The 16,798-nt window shown below is 60.2% G+C and carries 15 protein-coding genes; 12 read left to right on the top strand and 3 right to left on the bottom strand.

From position 1 onward, the window contains the following. Positions 1 to 52 precede the first annotated feature (52 nt). The 3 genes from JQ848_RS16190 to JQ848_RS16180 all read left to right on the top strand — a co-directional run bounded on the left by JQ848_RS16190 (position 53) and on the right by JQ848_RS16180 (position 1,550). Entirely contained in the window at positions 53 to 553 is a 501-nt protein-coding gene (locus JQ848_RS16190; protein WP_010655851.1) for a GNAT family N-acetyltransferase, read from the top strand. A gap of 74 nt (positions 554 to 627) precedes the next feature. Next, positions 628 to 1,206 carry a hypothetical protein gene (locus JQ848_RS16185; RefSeq protein WP_003441279.1) on the top strand — a complete coding sequence of 193 codons (579 nt, stop codon included), beginning with the start codon at positions 628 to 630 and terminating at the stop codon, positions 1,204 to 1,206. A gap of 26 nt (positions 1,207 to 1,232) precedes the next feature. After that, positions 1,233 to 1,550: a hypothetical protein gene (locus tag JQ848_RS16180; protein ID WP_003441282.1), complete on the top strand. Its 318-nt coding sequence runs from the start codon at positions 1,233 to 1,235 to the stop codon at positions 1,548 to 1,550. A gap of 3 nt (positions 1,551 to 1,553) precedes the next feature. On the opposite strand, the gene JQ848_RS16175 is transcribed toward JQ848_RS16180, so the two are convergent. Then, the gene (locus JQ848_RS16175; RefSeq protein WP_003441285.1) at positions 1,554 to 2,597 is read right to left on the bottom strand and encodes a substrate-binding domain-containing protein; all 1,044 of its coding nucleotides are present in this window, start codon (positions 2,595 to 2,597) and stop codon (positions 1,554 to 1,556) included. Positions 2,598 to 2,846: 249 nt separating this feature from the next. Here JQ848_RS16175 and JQ848_RS16170 point away from each other — a divergent pair, with 249 nt between their 5' ends. The 3 genes from JQ848_RS16170 (at position 2,847) to JQ848_RS16160 (ending at position 6,349) form a co-directional block, all read left to right on the top strand. After that, positions 2,847 to 4,193: a uracil-xanthine permease family protein gene (locus JQ848_RS16170; protein ID WP_003441288.1), complete on the top strand. Its 1,347-nt coding sequence runs from the start codon at positions 2,847 to 2,849 to the stop codon at positions 4,191 to 4,193. Between the two features lie 138 nt (positions 4,194 to 4,331). Beyond that, positions 4,332 to 5,624 (top strand): amidohydrolase family protein, encoded by a 1,293-nt coding sequence (locus tag JQ848_RS16165; protein ID WP_232286840.1) that lies wholly within the window; start codon positions 4,332 to 4,334, stop codon positions 5,622 to 5,624. 11 nt (positions 5,625 to 5,635) lie between these two features. Further along, entirely contained in the window at positions 5,636 to 6,349 is a 714-nt protein-coding gene (locus JQ848_RS16160; protein WP_010655849.1) for a sulfite exporter TauE/SafE family protein, read from the top strand. A gap of 21 nt (positions 6,350 to 6,370) precedes the next feature. Here JQ848_RS16160 and JQ848_RS16155 read toward each other — a convergent pair whose 3' ends face one another. After that, complete coding sequence (locus JQ848_RS16155) at positions 6,371 to 7,246, bottom strand: LysR family transcriptional regulator (protein WP_003441296.1); 876 nt, start codon at positions 7,244 to 7,246, stop codon at positions 6,371 to 6,373. A 151-nt stretch (positions 7,247 to 7,397) separates the two neighbouring features. Between JQ848_RS16155 and JQ848_RS16150 the strand changes: the two genes are divergently transcribed. From JQ848_RS16150 to JQ848_RS16125, 6 genes are all read left to right on the top strand, one after another. Further along, positions 7,398 to 8,849, top strand: coding sequence for an aldehyde dehydrogenase family protein (locus JQ848_RS16150; protein WP_010655847.1), 1,452 nt, complete (start codon positions 7,398 to 7,400; stop codon positions 8,847 to 8,849). Continuing rightward, the gene (locus JQ848_RS16145; protein ID WP_202210941.1) at positions 8,846 to 9,895 is read left to right on the top strand and encodes a membrane dipeptidase; all 1,050 of its coding nucleotides are present in this window, start codon (positions 8,846 to 8,848) and stop codon (positions 9,893 to 9,895) included. The genes JQ848_RS16150 and JQ848_RS16145 overlap by 4 nt, the downstream gene beginning before the upstream one ends. A gap of 122 nt (positions 9,896 to 10,017) precedes the next feature. After that, positions 10,018 to 11,577, top strand: coding sequence for a BCCT family transporter (locus JQ848_RS16140; protein WP_003441305.1), 1,560 nt, complete (start codon positions 10,018 to 10,020; stop codon positions 11,575 to 11,577). A 1-nt stretch (position 11,578) separates the two neighbouring features. Beyond that, positions 11,579 to 13,273 carry a hypothetical protein gene (locus JQ848_RS16135; RefSeq protein WP_160628247.1) on the top strand — a complete coding sequence of 565 codons (1,695 nt, stop codon included), beginning with the start codon at positions 11,579 to 11,581 and terminating at the stop codon, positions 13,271 to 13,273. After that, positions 13,254 to 13,907, top strand: coding sequence for a DUF3726 domain-containing protein (locus tag JQ848_RS16130; protein WP_003441312.1), 654 nt, complete (start codon positions 13,254 to 13,256; stop codon positions 13,905 to 13,907). The genes JQ848_RS16135 and JQ848_RS16130 overlap by 20 nt, the downstream gene beginning before the upstream one ends. A gap of 33 nt (positions 13,908 to 13,940) precedes the next feature. Further along, positions 13,941 to 14,300 carry a RidA family protein gene (locus JQ848_RS16125; protein ID WP_202210940.1) on the top strand — a complete coding sequence of 120 codons (360 nt, stop codon included), beginning with the start codon at positions 13,941 to 13,943 and terminating at the stop codon, positions 14,298 to 14,300. Between the two features lie 27 nt (positions 14,301 to 14,327). Here JQ848_RS16125 and JQ848_RS16120 read toward each other — a convergent pair whose 3' ends face one another. Beyond that, positions 14,328 to 16,502, bottom strand: coding sequence for a TonB-dependent siderophore receptor (locus JQ848_RS16120; protein WP_003441317.1), 2,175 nt, complete (start codon positions 16,500 to 16,502; stop codon positions 14,328 to 14,330). Between the last annotated feature and the right edge of the window lie 296 nt (positions 16,503 to 16,798).

Genomic DNA, 16,798 nt, shown 5'->3' with positions numbered 1-16,798 from the left:
ACGCTAGTCTGCGCCACTTCGTATTGACACTGGTACAGGGAGGGGGAGCAGCATGATTTCAGTACGTCCGGTTGAGGCCGGTGAGTGGCGCAGTTACCGGGACCTTCGTCTGCAGTCGTTGCAAGACTCTCCCGATGCTTTCGCCAGCACCTATGAGTCAGAGGCGGGCAGGACCGATGAGGTCTGGGCTTCACGGCTTGCAGGTGCCGTATCCTCGGGGCAGGCGCGAATATTTGTTGCGCTCGATCACCAGCAAATGTGCGGGCTGGTCTGGTGCAAGTTGCCGGAAGCCGGCGTGGCCGAAATTTTTCAGATGTGGGTTGATCCTGCGCGCCGTGGCCTGGGCGCTGGCGGTGCACTGCTGCATGAAGCGCTGGAGTGGGCAAAGAGTGTTGGTGTACGCCGTGTTTGCCTGGGCGTAACGGCCGCAGACACGCCGGCAATGGGCCTGTACAAGGCATCTGGCTTTCGTCCGGTCGGCCCTCTGGAACCCCTGCGTGATGGCTGCGGCCTGATGTCCCAGGCAATGGAACTGCAACTCGGCGCTGACTGATCCGCCGGTTGTGGCACCTTCCGGAGAAATTGAAGTCCATAGCTGCTCCCGACACATGAAAATTCAAGGATCGAATGAAAACAACTCTGGTTTTTACCCTCGCAATAACCCTGGCCCTGTCAATTACCGGCTGCGCCAGCCGCCAGTCTGCCGTTCAATCCACGCCAGAGCCGCTGGTGACGATACCCGCGGATGAGCAGCATGCAAGCCTTGCGTTCCGCACTGTCGGCGGCGCAGGTGACCATCCCGTCAGCTACTCCACCGGGCCGAGTGACGCCGGTCGATTCGGCATGCAGTCTGCTGGCGAACAGGTGTATGACACGGCTTATTTCAAGCGCATACCCGGGTACCTGAAAAAAATGGCCGGTGGGACGTCGAGTATCGACACGCTGGTAGAGGCCAATAAACCGCTGAAGGTCAATGCGCTGGTCAAGCAACAGGTTGCGACCCTCAACGGCATTCCCATGCACTCGATGTTCGGTTACGCCATAGCGGCTCAGCCTGAGACTCAAGTCTTTACCCCAAAACCCAAGACCGCTTACCTCATCGAAACAGTCATAGCAGATAACTACGTCATGACGGTTTACGAGATTACGGGCACGGGGGAGCGCAAGCCGGTGAGCGTGGTTAAATCCCGGGAAGAATTCTATTAACCCTCCATCACCCAGGAAAACCCTTTATGCCGTTACCCGTCACGTCCTCCTATGCGCAGCGAATGCTCGAGCTGGAAGCCAGTAACCCGGATGTCGCGCAACTGGCCGGGCAAATTGCCGGGGCAATAAAGTCGGAGTATCTGAGCCAGTCGGCCGAGGTGCTGGTGCAGGATCTGTTTGCCCATCTGGACCCGGTCGCCCGACAGGAGCCCGGTTGCGTGACGCGCCTGGCAATGTGGCTGCAGAAGCTGGCGGACGCCCGGGCATTGTCCCATGCCCAGGTGGCGAAGTTTGTGACCGGCGCTGTCGGCCAGGGCGGTCCATCCGCTGTGGTGCCGCTGTAGGGGTCAGTGCCGGGCGGGGCCGTCTGACTGTGCGCTTGAGTCTCGCACCACCAGGGTCACCAGGGGCGCATCCATGCGCTGACGTTGCCCGGTATTGTTGATTTGCTCGAACAGTAACTCGATGGCCTGGGCCGCGATTTGTTCGAGATGCATGTTCACGGCCGTCAAGGGCGGGTTGCATTCCCGCGCCCGCAAGCCGTTATAGCGCGTCACCACTTTTACATCCTGCGGCACCTTCAAGCCTCTTGCCGTCAACGCCTGTACGGCGCCAGTGGCGAAGGCATCCACCGGGACGCACAAACTGTCCAGTTGCGGGTACTCCTCCAATAATTGCAGGCAGGCCTCAGCGCCGGCTGATTCGCCTCCGGCTTCATCCGCCCGCACGATGGCGACGGGCTGGTCAGTGGAGGCGCAGTAAGCGCGATAGGCATGCTCCATATCGACATAGGAGTGCCTGCTTTGAGCGCCGATTATCAGACCGGTCCGGCGGGCGCCCTGTGCGTGCAAGTGCTCCAGCAACAGGGCACCTGCAACGTCTGCATGCATATCAATGTACGGCACCGGATCGTCGGTCTCGGGCTGGCGTCCAATTGAAATCAGCTTCACTCCTCTCTTGCGCAAGCGGGCAATGTGCGGGTCGTTTGCCACCGGCTCGATGATGATTGCCCCGTCAATATCCAGGGTATCCAGCAAATCCTGCGCTCCCTCCATCGGTGGCACCAGAACCAGAGCCACGCCCTGACGTAATGCAGCCTCCATCGCGGTGGCAGCGATTTCCATCAAAAACCCCAGGCGTGAAGATCCGCCGGCAACGGCAAAGGGCATGGATGACAGCAGGGCTATTGAGTTGGCGCGCCCGGTGCGCAGGCGCTGCGCCCGCAGGTTCGGGCTATAGCCCAAGCGGGCGGCGACTTCCTTTACCAGGGTCCGGGTCTGGGGGTCGACCTGGCCGCGGTCATTGAGCGCATGGGAGACGGTGGTACGCGACACACCAGCGGCACTGGCTACATCAGCAATGGTGGGGCGACGAGAGCTGCTGCTGGGCATAGGTAGGGAAACTCAATAAACGATGGGCCGAGTTATACGCCTCCTGACCCGGATCAGCTACTCAAGCCGGGTTGCCCGGTGTCTGCCGTTGACAGGTTAATTGAACAGGACTACATTCCACCCAAATCGATTTGGGCGGCATGTGTAAATCGATTTTGGCGCGGATTTATCTGCATGTTCATCGTTAAGGCTGCGTCTGGAACAATCACTCAATGAGCCGTTGATGCTGGCTTAACGTAGAGGTGGGATATGTCGGATAACAATAAGAAACCCGTTTCCCCTGTTGATGAGTTTCTGCCATGGCGCCAACTGCTGCTGTTTGGCGGCCAGCATGTGCTGGTGATGGCGGCGTCACCCATAGCGTCGGTTTTTCTGATGGCGACCGCCCTTGGATTTTCCAGCGACTTAACCCTTCAGCTGTTGAGTGCCACCTTTCTGGTCTGCGGCCTGGGGACGCTCTTGCAGTCACTGGGCTTGCGCGGATGTGGCTCGCGCTTGCCTTTCATCATGCTCCCCGGCGGAGCCCCGATCATGCTGTTCATATTGATTGCCCAGCAAAACGGGGTCGCCACTGCTTCGGGCGCAGTGATCCTGACGGGTTTTTTCTACTTTCTGGTACTCCCGGTTTTTCGCCGGCTGCTGCGTTTTTTTCCCTCTGTGGTGGTCGGTACCATGTTGCTGCTGGTGTCGGTCAATCTGGTCAAACTCTCGGGCCAGCTCATTGTGGGGGAGCCGGGCACTGCCGGTTTCGCCGCGCCACAGCAACTCCTGCTGGCCTTCTCAACCATCTTTATCACGGTGCTGTGTTCACGCCTGCTGCGTGGAACCTTCGGTCAGCTGTCTATTTTGCTTGGCTTGATTGGTGGCAGCTTGCTGGCCGTGGCTCTGGGGGCATTCGACAGCTCGCGGTTGAGCCTGTTGCCCCTGCTGAACCTGCCCACGTTGATGCCGTTCGGGGTCCCGCAATTCGATCTGTTCGCCTCCATTCCGCTGATGCTGTTCTGTCTGGTGTCCATGGTCGAAGCAACGGGCCAGACCGTCGCCATCAGTGAAGCCGTCGACAAGCCCCTGGATATAAACCGCGATGTGGTGCGAACCATCCGCGGGGATGCGCTGGCCTCGATTCTGGGCGGGTTTATGGGCACCTCACTGATTATTACCAGCGGAGAAAACATAGGTGTCATTCGTGCCACCGGGGTCCGCTCCCGTTATGTCACTGCCGTTTCAGGGCTGCTGTTACTGCTTTTTGCACTGCTTGCGCCACTGGCGCGTTTGATCGAGGGCGTGCCCCAAGCCGTGGTCGGCGGCACCAGCCTTATCGTGTTTGCCATTGTCGGCACCATGGGCATCGACATGCTGCGCAAAGTGGACCTGCGCGACCACGGCAACATGTACGTGGTGTCTGTGGCCCTGGCCGTGGGGCTGCTGCCGATTCTGGTCCCGGGGGTCTACAGCCACTTCCCGGACGGCCTTGCCGGCCTGCTGGGCAACGGCGTCGCCATGGGGGCCTTGACTGCGGCACTGATGAACTTTGTATTCCATTGCGTTGGTCGCCAGCCAGCCTCAGTTGCCGCCAAGACCAAGCTGATTAACTGATTCAAACAAAAAGGCATCTCCATGGATTCCAGCTCTGCGACTCACTTACTGTCTTCACCGCAACAGCTTGTTGCCTCTGGTCAATTATTGGCTCCCCAATGGCTAATGCTCCCTGAGGGGCCGCGCCGCGAACATGCCGTGCTGATTGAAAATGGCTGCTTCGCCGATGTGGGGCCTTTGGCACTTTTGCAGGGCCGTTATCCCGATCATCAAGTGCTGCGCCTTGATGATCAATTATTGATGCCGGGGTTTATCGATACCCATCACCATCTGAGCCAGAGTTTCGGCAAGGGGCTGGTGTTCGGTGAGCCTTCAGAAATATTCAAACGTATCTGGATACCACTGGAAGGCTCCCTCGATACCGACCTGCTGTACCTGACCAGCAAGCTGGCGGCATTTGAATCCCTGCGGGGTGGTTTCACCACCGTATGTGATGCGGGTACCCGATCCAGAGAGGGGGTCGAGACAATTGCCCGGGCCGTCCATGAAGTGGGCATCCGCTGTGTATTGGCCAAGACCTGCAATGACCTTCAGGGCGGGCAGGTACTGGAGGCAGGTGCGATTCTCGCCAGGGCAGAGCAGCACCTGTCAGAGTGGGACAACGACACACTGGTCACGCCTTCATTGGCAATCCCCATTCCGGAAATAGCCACCGACTCGACCCTCAAGGCGGTCTACGGTCTGTGCCACGAGGCGGGACGCATATTCCAGAGCCATGTCAATGAACACCTGGTGGCCGTCGAACGTTCGCTGGAACTCTATGGCGTGCGCCCCCTGGAGCACCTGCACCGGGCCGGAGCGCTGGGCCCCGGGGCTCTGCTTGCACACGCCACATTGCTCACACCGAATGAAATTTGCCTGTTGCGCGATAGTGGCGCCGCCGTGAGCTACAACCCGGTTGCCAGTGCCTGGAAAGGCAATGCGGTGGCACAGGCGCATCTGATGCACTGCCTGGGTATTCCAGTGGGGCTGGGCACAGACGGTACCCGCGGTGACGGGTTCCGCCTTCTGGATTATGCCGAAGCCGCCCAGCGTTTCGCCCACGGCTTGCCAGTAGGGGACTCGGTGTGCGGCAGCGGCAAACTGTGGCTCGACATGGGCACCCGGGACGCAGCCCAGGTGCTGGGGTTAGGCAAGGTCACGGGGCAAATTGCCCCCGGTCTGGCGGCCGATTTTCTGCTGGTGGACCTGGCGGTACCGGAACTGCTGCCGTCCTGGAACCTGACCTGGGACCTGGTCCGGCTGGCCAACCGCGATCAGATCCAGGCCGTTGTGGTGCAGGGCAAGGTGCGGTTGTGGCAGGGCTGGCCCACCGACTGGGATGCCCGGGCCCTCATGCGTCAAGTGGATGCTCTGGCCCGGGATGTTGTGAGTCGGGCACCCATTCATAAAGTCCATCCGTTACCGTCTGTGCTTTTGCGCGGCGAGTAGATGAGTAAAACATGAGCTTACCTTTCGATCCGATTTACATCATCGCTATAGCCGTCGCATGTGGTGCCCTGATCCAGGGCACCACCGGAATGGGCTTCGCCCTTATCGTGGCGCCGGTCATGGGCTTGCTGGCTCCAGAGTCATTGCCCATCAGTTTATTGATCCTGATGTTGCCCCTGAATGCCGCCATCGCCTGGCGCGAACGGGCGGCAATCGATTTCAGAGGCAGTTCGTGGATCACTCTGGGGCGCTTTGCAGGAACCTTTGGCGGGGTCTGGATTCTGTTCTGGCTGCCGCTCTCGCAACTCAACATATTGATCGGCCTGTCTACGATTGCGGCCTGCATCGCCACCTGGGTGGCCCCCTCATTCGTCCCCGGCCGGCGGGCGCTTATTTCGACGGGAGTCATTACCGGCATCACCGAAACGGCCACCGGGGTGGGCGGTCCGCCTCTGGCTCTGGTGTACCAGCATTCTCCGGTTGCCACTTTGAGAGGCTCGGTTGCCCTGTGCTTTCTGGTGGGCGAATTGATCTCGCTGGCGGTACTGGCGGCAGGCGGTCATCTACGGGCCGGACAAGTCGAACCGGTGCTGATCCTGTGCTTGCCCCTGGCGCTCGGCGTGCTTGCCAGTTACCGGGCCCGGCACATGATCAACGAGAAACGCCTGCGCCGGTTCGTGCTGATCTTCGCTTTCGTTTCGGGATCACTGTTGCTGGTGCAGTAAGTCGTACAGCCAGCGGCGTCCCTACGGAAAACGACTGGCCTTCAGGGCTTTCACAAAGGTGTACGAGGCGTGGTTGAGCGAGTCCCTGGGCGGGGTGATGACACTGACCGAGCGCATGATCCGCTCGTCTTCCAGGGGTAGAAAGCGCAGGTCGGTGCTACTGGCCGAGCGCCTGAGCAATTCGGGAAGCAGCGTCACGCCCATGCCCTGGGCAACCAGAGCCAGCAATGAAGTGGTGTTTCTGACGCTGAGGGTCGACTGGTCTCTGATGTGACGAAACTCCGCGGCATTGATGTCTGCTCCCAGGCCGCTGTTGATGAAGTTATGACCTTCCAGATCGCTCCAGCGTACCGGGCGGGCGAGTGAGCACAGCGGGTTATTGGCCGCGCAGACCACGCAAAAGGCGTCCGAGAACAGAAAGTCCTGATTGATGTTCGGAATACTGGCCGGCACGGTGGCGATGCCAATATCCACTTCGCCGGCCAGTACCGCCTGGACGACTTTTTCGGAGTCCATGTCGCGGATATCAAGGTGGAATTGCGGGTATTGCTCATGGAAGTGCTTGAGCAGCGGTGGCAATAGCGTGATAGCGAATGACGGCACCGCTGCCACCCGCACCAGCCCGGTTTCGGCCTTGGCATAGGTCTTGATGGTGGTGATGGTGCGCTCGAAGTGGGTCAGCTCGCGTTGCGCCTCCTGCAAGACAAACCTGCCCAGGGGGCTGAGCAGGTTTTTGCGCTCGCCTTCAAATAGCGCGCCGCCCAACTCCTCTTCCAGTTGCTTGAGCGAGAGCGAGACGGCCGCCGGTGTGCGATGCACCCGTTGGGCGGCCTGGGTCAGGCTCTGACTGGTGGCGACAGCGACGAAAAACTGCAAATTGGTGATTTTGATGCTCATGGCGGTCAGTTCGCAGATTAAGGCTTTGTTTAAATAATACTTAACTATCGTTAAAATTTACTAGATTTACTTAATAGTCTGGCCGCTCATAATCTCCTCCATAACAGTTACAGGCGATGCCGATTCATGGCATGCCAGTCAGGAGGAATTCATGACGTACAGCAATTTGAATTACATCGCCGGTGAGTGGCTCAAGGGCCAGGCTGAAGTCGAAAACCGCAACCCTTCCGATACCCGGGATCTGATTGGCCTCTACGCACAGGCTTCTTCGCAGCAACTGGAAACAGCCATCGAAGCCGCCACCCATGCGCAAAAACTCTGGGCCCGTTGCGGTATCGAACAGCGCTACAAAGTGTTGATGGCCATTGGTCAGGAGTTGATCAATCGCAGCGCCGAAATCGGTCAGATGCTGTCCCGTGAAGAGGGCAAGCCACTGGCTGAAGGTGCTGGCGAAGTGTATCGGGCCGGCCAGTTCTTCACCTATTACGCAGCCGAAACCCTGCGCCAGATGGGGGATAGCGCAGACTCGGTACGTGATGGCATTGAAATCGATGTGCGTCGCGAGGCGGTGGGTGTGGTGGCCATTATCTCGCCATGGAATTTCCCGATGGCCACGGCCTGCTGGAAGATTGCTCCGGCACTGGCCTTCGGCAATGCCGTGGTCTGGAAACCGGCCAATCTGACCCCGGCCTGTGCTGTCATCCTCAGCGAAATCATTTCCCGCCAGGACATTCCCAAAGGCCTGTTCAATCTGGTGATGGGCGCCGGGGCGCAAATTGGTCAGGCCCTTATCGAACATCCGGGCATCAGTGCCATCTCCTTTACCGGCTCGGTTGAAGTTGGCAAGGGGATTGCCGCCGCTGCCGTGGCCAATATGACCAGGGTGCAGCTGGAGATGGGCTCCAAGAACGCCCTCGCAGTCATGGATGATGCCGACCTGGACCTTGCCGTGACCTGCGCGGTTAACGGTGCGTTCGGCGGTAGCGGGCAAAAGTGCACTGCGTCCTCGCGGCTGATCGTGCACGAGCGCGTGCACGATGCCTTTGTCGAAAAGCTGGTCGCCGCTACCCGGGCGTTGAAAGTGGGGCACGCCCTGGAAGCGGGAACCCAGATCGGCCCCGTTGCCAGCGCTGCGCAATTGGCCAGCAACCTGGCCAGTGTCGAGCTGGGGCGCCAGGAAGGCGCTGAATTGATCACCGGAGGCAATCCTCTGGAACTGGCCACACCCGGTCACTTCATGGCCCCCGCGTTGTTCGTTGAAACCCGCAACAGCATGTTGATCAATCGCCAGGAACTGTTTGCGCCTATTGCCTGTGTAATCAAGATCGGCAGTTATGATGAAGCCCTGACGCTGGTCAATGACACGCGTTTTGGCCTGACTGCCGGGATCATGACCCGCTCGCTGGCCCGTGCCAGCCATTTCCGGCGCAATGCCCGGGCCGGCTGCGTCATGGTCAACCTGCCAACCGCCGGTACTGACTACCACGTGCCCTTCGGTGGGCGCGGTGATTCCAGTTATGGCCCGCGGGAACAAGGCCGGTCGGCCGTCGAGTTTTATACCCATGTAAAAACCGGCTACATCGCCGCAGGAGAGCCGCTATGAATCCGGCCCGACCATTCGCTGTGCGCGGGCCCCGGGTTGACTGCATGCAATACGGCAACTGGTCAGAGAAAATCTTCCGGCAGATGCGCGACGGCGGGGTTGATGCGGTGCACGTCACCATCGCCTATCACGAAAACTTTCGTGAAATGGTGGCCAATATCGAAGCCTGGAACCTGTTGTTCGAGCGCTTCAGCGATTTGATCCTGCACGGCAAATGGTCCGGCGACATCGCGTTGGCGCGCCAGACCGGGCGCACGGCGATCTTCTTCGGCTTTCAGAACCCGTCGCCGATCGAAGACGACATAGGCCTGGTGGAAGTGGTCCATGCCCTGGGTGCGCGCTTTATGCAGCTGACTTACAACAACCAGTCGCTGCTGGCCACCGGCTGTTATGAACAACATGACACCGGGCTGACCCGCATGGGCAAGCAGGTGGTGCGCGAGATGAACCGTGTGGGGCTGGTGGTGGACATGTCGCACTCGTCCGACCGCTCCACCCTGGAGGCTATTGAGCACTCGCAGCGACCGATTGCGATCACCCATGCCAACCCGGCGTTCTGGCATCCGGCCTTGCGCAACAAGTCCGACCAGGTGCTCAAGGCGCTGGGCCAAAGCGGCGGCATGTTCGGTTTTTCTCTGTACCCCCATCACCTGCACGGCAAGAGCGCCTGCACCTTGCAAAGTTTTTGCGAGATGGTCGCCCGCACGGCCGATCTGGTGGGGGTCGAACACCTCGGGCTGGGTTCCGACCTGTGCCAGGACCAGCCTTACAGCGTGGTTGAGTGGATGCGGGTGGGGCGCTGGACCAAGGAAGTCGACTACGGCGAAGGTTCTGCGGCAAATCCGGGGTTTCCAGACCAGCCCGAATGGTTCCGTGACAATCGCGACTTCGTGAACATTGAAGCAGGCCTCGCTGCCACAGGCTTCGGGCCTGCCGATATAGCGGCCCTGATGGGTGGCAACTGGCTACGGTTTTTCGAAGCGGGCTTTGTACCCGAAGATGCCCGCAATAGCACCACGGCTCGCACCGTAGATATCGCGATTTAAAGTATTTCAGCCACCCGGATTCGCAACTGCAAGGCCGACAAGGACATCGCGCAATAACAACAAAAGTACTTCCAACAATAACAATACTGGCGATCGACAACTCTCTTCGGAGGGGAGGCTCAATGGAAATTCCAACTGAAGTTTTGGTGGGGAGTGAACCCTGCACGCTTCGTAAAAGTGCTATCGGCAAACTCGACTGGTCAACGTTCTGGATCAGTGGCGGCTTCTTCCTGCTGTTCCTGATCATTGCCCTGATTGATTTGAAAACCCTGTCCGGCCTGATCGGCGGAGCGTTTTCCTGGGGCACCCATTACTTTGGCCTGTACTGGCAAGTGCTGATGCTGCTGACATTTGCCTCCAGCCTGTATATCGGTTTCAGCCGGGTCGGCCGGGTCCGCCTTGGCGGGGTGAACAGCACACCGGGCATGAGCACCTTCAATTGGGTGTCGATGATCATGTGTGCACTGCTGGCCGGTGGCGGCGCTTTCTGGGCGGCTGCCGAACCCTTGTCGCACTTTATGAAACCTGCGCCTTACTTCGGCGTGGCGGCGCAGAGTGCGCCGGCCGCGGTGGCGGCACTCTCGCAGTCATTCCTGCACTGGGGGTTCATGGCCTGGGCCGTTCTCGGCAGCCTGTTGACCGTGGTGTACATGTACCTGCACTACGAGAAAAAACTGCCGCTGATGCCGCGAACCCTGCTTTATCCATTGCTGGGAGAGCGAGCGCTTAAAGGGCCCATCGCCGTGATTGCGGATGCCTCGGCGATTATTGCCGTGGTTGCCGGCACCATCGGGCCAGTGGGTTTTCTGGGGTTGCAAATCGCCTTTGTCCTGCACTCGGTGTGGGGCGTGCCCGATACCATTACTACCCAGGCCATGGTGATTCTGGCGGTCACGACCATCTACACCCTGTCGTGCGTGGTGGGCCTGGGCGGTCTGCGTCTGGTCAGCAAGGTCCATGTGTGGCTGATGCTGGGGCTGGCCGCGTTTCTGTTTATCTTTGGCCCGACTCTGTTTCTCAGTGAGACCTTCGTGCAAGGCCTGGCCTTGCATGTGACCAGTTTTTTCCAGACTGCCCTGTACCGTGACGACAGCCAGTGGCTCAACAGCTGGACGCTGTTCTACTGGGGCTGGTTTATCGGTTATGCACCGATGATGGGGATCTACGTCGCCAGGGTCTCCCGCGGCCGCAGCATCCGCGAAGTGGTGGGCTTGCTGTCGGTGGCGGCGCCCCTGATCACCATGGTCTGGTTCACCCTGGTGGGTGGTACCGGCATTGGCCTGGAACTGAGTTCGCCGGGCAGTGTGGTCAGCCACGGGGTGCAACCTGAAGCACTGTTGCTGGGGGTTGCCCAAGCGATGCCGATGCCTACTTTGATTTCAGCACTGTTTCTGTTCCTGAGTTTTTTCTCGGTGGTGACCAGTGCCGGGTCGATGTCCTACACCGTGGCCATGGCCATCAGTACCGATCATGGCGAGTCGCCAACCTGGCTGAGGGTGTTCTGGGCGGTCGGCATGGGAGTGGTCGGCGCCATTCTGATCACCCTGGGTGAAGGCGGAATCACAGCTTTGCAGTCGTTTATCGTGATCACGGCAGTACCTGTGTCGATCCTGATTTTGCCCTCTGTGTGGGATGCCGTGCGCATTGCCCGGCAGATGGCGCGTGACCAGGGAGTGATCTGATATGCAACTGCGACCACCTTCCAGTGTCATGAAGGCCGCGCGCCTGGGTGCCTTTCATCAGTCCCGGCTGTCGTTCATGCGCCAACTGCTGCGCCGCTTGAAGCGCGAGCAGTGGCAGTTCCAGCGCACGGTCTGGAGCATCGACGGGCAGGGCGTCGGCCGGGCCGTGTATGTGGCCCGGGGGCCGGAGCGCGCATATAGCCTGGTGGCCTTTGCCCATGATCTGGACCCTGCGCTGCGCTCTGACCGGGTGATTGCCACGGCCTGGGATGCCACTTTCGCTTTGTTCGACGGGGTTCCTGATGAAGTCGAGCTGCAGCGCCTGCAAGCCAATGTGCCGAAACAGGAAGCGGGCCGCGTGTCGTCCCGTGAGCTGTGCATGGCGCGAGCTAACCGCTCGGTGCGCCTGTTTGACCATGTGCTGCAGGAACTGGCCGCAGGCCGCCAGCCGGACTGCGCTTTTGTCGAGCAGGTGGGTTACCTGATGCGCACCACGGCGGTCTATGGCAGCGGCAAGTTTGGCGCGGCCGATCGTGAGTCGGTGGCCGCGCGCCCCGAGCTGTCGGCACCTTTTCAGGCGGAAATGCTCACGGTGTTCCTGATTCGGGCCTTTAGCGTCGATCTGGTGGAGCATCTGGCACAGGTTCAGGCCCCGGGCACGGCGGTAGTGCTGGAGCCCGGAATTCGCCGCCGTTTCGGCCTAGGCAACTCCACGGGCCTGGGCATGGCACCTTTTCTGTTGAATCACCCGATGCTTTTAAACAACTGGGTGCAAGCCCGGGAAACAGCGCTGCAGCGGGTGCGTGCAGTGCGCCGGCCAACGCCTGCGGAGCAGGGAATGTTTGTGGATTTTGTGCGCCGCGCACAAGCCGACGCCCGCAGCTGGCACTCGGACCACCCGTTGCAAGGGCAGCGCATCCTCGAGTTGCAACAGGACTTCAAGGCCCTGCAACTGTGTATGGGCGAAGGCATTCTGCAGCGCGAGTATCCATGGGATGCGCTTTATCGCTGGGCCGAAAACCGGCTGTCGCTGGAGGCACAAGAGCAGTTGGTGTCTTTGTTGCTCGAGCCCTACGGGCATTTGATCGACGATCTGGGGCAAACCATGCAGGCCGATGAACAGCTGGGTTTCGCGGTGGACGGCAGCATGGGGGTGGGTGCCCTTAAACAGATTCTTGCCACTGATTACGCCTGGGTCGCGGCCATCGATTTTTCCACCGAACAGAGTCACTCGCTGTTCTGGTATGTGTCCGAGGAAAAGCTCGAGCCGCGGATCGGGCAGCGCTTCAGCGAGCCGGGCGAAGCACTGGAGCAGCCTTTGGCAGTGGCGCGGGATATTTCCCGGCTGCAGCAGGCCCTCAATGGTTGCGACGACGGGCAGACGGTGGCCACCTTCCTGCTGGAGCATCCCGAGCACCGGCATGTGGTCAGGCGTGTGCAGCTGGCGCCGGGCTGCCCGTACGCCGATATACAGGACAACTTGATTGACCGGGCTCTGCTGCCGATCGATTTGCTGCGCTGCAAACTTTCGTTCTTCGGCGCCACCCGGTTCGACCCGCGTTCCGATCGTTGGGTGCGCATCAACATGTATCAGAACGCCCCCTTTCCCCATGAGTTGAGTCAGGTGTTGGCCGATGACTGGTCTTATCCCGGTCTTGGCAGTCAGGAGCAGCGCCATGCATGCATCGTTGAATGAGATCGAAAGTCTGTGCAAAAAGGCCGCCCGTGGTGCGGGCATGTCCTGGGGGCTGGCGGAGGAGGCCGGCAAGGCGGCGAAATGGTTGTCGGCCCATGGTCTCGATGGCCCGCAGGTGATTGCCGGGCAGTTGCGGCGTGACGACGGGGTTGTTTATAGCGAGCTGGCGCCAGTGATCGGCGCTGGCGCCTGGCACGGGGCCAGCGCTGCGCTGTGCCCCTTGATCACAGGCGCGGCCCTCAGTGACCACGCTTATCTGCTGGGTAGCCACGGACAGATTCTGTTGAACGATGTGGCCAGCCCGCAGTTACTGATCCCCTTTGTCAGCGCCATGGCCAGACGCCTCAAGGCGCCCGTCGAGCTCTCGTGGCCGGGTTGCAGCCTGGGCTTCGACAGTCTGGGCGGGGTTTTTCTGAATGACGCAGGGGGGCTCGGCCAGCAGCGCGCAGTCAGTGTGTGCTGCAAGCAAGGCACGGATGCTCTGGATCCGGCCAGTGCGCTTGCCGGCAGCGTTCGCCCGGTCGCCGAATCTGACCTTGCCTATCTGCAATCACTGGCCGCCCGTACCTACGTGCCCGCTACCGAAGCATCGCGGCTACTGGGCGCCGGTGCCGGACTGAGCGACAACAACTAAATACCCATCTTTTAACCCAAACGGATCTGCATCATGACCTCTGCTATTCAACGTCTCGGCACCACCACGCGTTTCAGCCAAATCGTCATCCATCAGCACACCGCGTATCTGGCAGGTCAGGTCTCGCAATTGATTGAGGGTGATATCAGCGACCAGGCGCAGGACGTATTCGGTAAAATCGATGCCTTGCTGGCCACCGCAGGTTCAGACAAGAACCATCTACTGTCGGCGCAGATCTGGTTGGCTGACATGGCGGACTATGAGGCCATGAATCAGGCCTGGGATGCCTGGCTGACAGGCGTGGGGGCGCCGGTGCGGGTGTGTGTGCAATCGCCCATGGCGAAAAAGCATTATCGCATTGAAGTTCAGGTCATTGCCGCGCTGACCGCCTGAGGCCCGCGCGGTGTCTGAGGTGCTGGCTTACAACGTCCACTTCAGCGAGACCATCAGGTTGCGCGGGTCGCCGTAGGTCCCGCTGCCGCTGGCGGTGGGGATGCCCTGCCAGTATTTTTCGTCGAACAGGTTGTTCAGGTTGACCCGGGCGTCCCAGTGCTCGTCCAGGCGATAGCCTGCCATCAAGCCGACAACTGCATAGGCATCCTGTACCGCATGGCCATTACCGACCCGGCCGTAGGTTTCGCTTTGGGCCAGTACGTCGGCGCCGATGCGCAGTTTTTCCAGGTCGCCGCGCAAGTGATAGGTGGTGGCGGCCTTGAACAGGTGCTTGGGCTGGTTGGGTGCGAACAGGTTGCCTTTGTCAAAGGACTTGTCCTTGACGTACTGGCTCAGCACCAGGGTGTAGGCAGCCGAGGCTTGCCAGTACGGGGTGAGGGCACCGCTGATTTCAGCGTCCAGCCCGCGGCTGCGGACTTCGCCGGCGGCTTCATAGCAGGTGCGGTTGGTGGCCAGGCAACTGGCGGGCTGGGTGTCCAGCGCATAGGCACGGTTTTCCTGGGTCATGTCGAACAGCGCCAGGGAGGCATTCAGCTCGCCGTCGAAGTACTCACCCTTGATCCCCACTTCATAACTTTCACCGGTCATCGGTTTGAGCACCGCGCCGCTGACGTCCTGCTGGGTTTGCGGTTTGAAAATTTCGGTGTAGCTGGCGTAAACCGAGTAGGTGTCGTTGAGGTCGTAGATGACGCCTGCATAGGGCGTGACTTGCTGGGTGACTTTGTAATCGCCGGTGCCCGAGCGATTGTCGTAGTCGTACCAGCTCAGCCGGCTGCCGACTATTAGGTGCAAAGGGTCGATGGGGTTGAAGCGGGCGGCGGCGTAAACGCCTTCTTCGGTAGCCGTATTCTGGCTCTGGTACGGGGTGCGATCGGCAATGTCCGGCTTGGGAATGACCCCCGGATCGAAGTTGTAGATATCGATCGGAGTCGCCTTGGACCAGAAGCCGCCTTTTTGGTCGAACTTTTCCTGACGCCGGCTCGCGCCCAGGGTCAGTTCATGTTCACGGCCAAACAACCTGAACGGGCCCGAGAGCGAGCCATCCAGATTGGTCTGCACGTCGGTGGTGTCATATTGCCCTGACGATTGGTTGAATCCGCCGCCCTTGGCAGCGCTCAGGTAGCTGGAGAAGGTGTTGGACTCGGCCCAGATTTTGGCGAATGCCAGCTTTGAGGTCCAGCCGTTGTCGAAGCGGGTGGTGAGGTCGGTGAACAGCGAGACGTTGTCCCGATCCCAGTAGGCCCAGTCGTTGCTCAGGAAGGTCGAGCGTGGCAAGTGCAGGTTTTCACCATTGGGTCCGGCCGGCAGGCTGCCCCAGTCCGAGGTTGCATCGTCACGCTGTTTCGAGGCCCCGAGGGTCCAGGTGGTAGCGTCGCTCAGGTCGGCTTCCATAACCCCGTAGAAGGTCTGGCGCTGATTGTCGCGTACGTCGATATAGCTCTTGTTGTCTTCATAAGCGGCCACTACCCGCCCGCGAATGGTCCCCGTGTCATTGAGCCTGTTCGAGGCGTCGACCTCGGTGCGGTAGCGATCCCAGCTGCCGGCGCTGGTGGTGATGCTCACTTGCGGCGTAGCAGTGGGGCGCTTGCGCACCAGGTTCAGGGTGGCCGAGGGGCTGCCGGCACCGGTCATCAGGCCGGTGGCGCCGCGTACCACTTCCACGCGGTCATACATCGCCAGGTCAGCCCCGGCGATGGTGTCCAGGGTGAAAGTACTGAGGCTGGTGGGCAGCCCGTCGTACATCAGGTTATCGATGGTAAAGCCGCGGGCCAGAAACTGTTGGCGGTCACCGCCGAACTTGCGCAGGGTGATGCCCGGTGCGTACTTGACCACATCGTTGAGGTCTTTGATGCCCTGATCATCCATGCGCTGGCGGGTCATGACGCTCACCGACTGCGGTGTTTCGCGGATCGACAACGGCAGGCCGACGGCAGTGCTCATGGCCCCGGTGGTGTACGAGCCGCTGCCTTCGGTGGTGGCGGTGCCTGAAATACCGGCTTCGGCATTCACATTGACGCTGTCGAGGGTCAACGGGCCTGCGGCTGGTGCTTGCCGGTCGGCGGATTCGTCAGCCGCCAGGGCCGCCGCCGAAAAAGCCAACAGCAAAGAACCGGTCATCACGGGCATAAAGGGACGAAGCATCTCAGAGATCCTGTAGAGGGGAGGGAGACGTGTCGCCTTTGCGGACACCTTGCAGCGGGGCGCCAGACGTATGGCAAAGACTACGCAGGGCGGAATGGTAGAGATTTATTCGCATATGTAAATAGTAATTATTACCATATGCAGTGAATTTGTATTCGCTCCTGTCTTTATGGCCTGTTCTGGTCCCTGGCTCAAAAGCGGGCACTTCGGTCAAAGCACTGCGGGCCTGTTGAGGGACCAACGGGGCGGCAGCGGCTGAACGGTTGCCTGATCAGCATGGTCTACCCTGCAGCACC

Source organism: Pseudomonas paraversuta (genome assembly GCF_904067025.1).
Taxonomy (GTDB): domain Bacteria; phylum Pseudomonadota; class Gammaproteobacteria; order Pseudomonadales; family Pseudomonadaceae; genus Aquipseudomonas; species Aquipseudomonas paraversuta.
The sequence above is the reverse complement of the archived record's forward strand: the minus strand, read 5'-3'. Positions and strand labels throughout refer to the sequence as shown.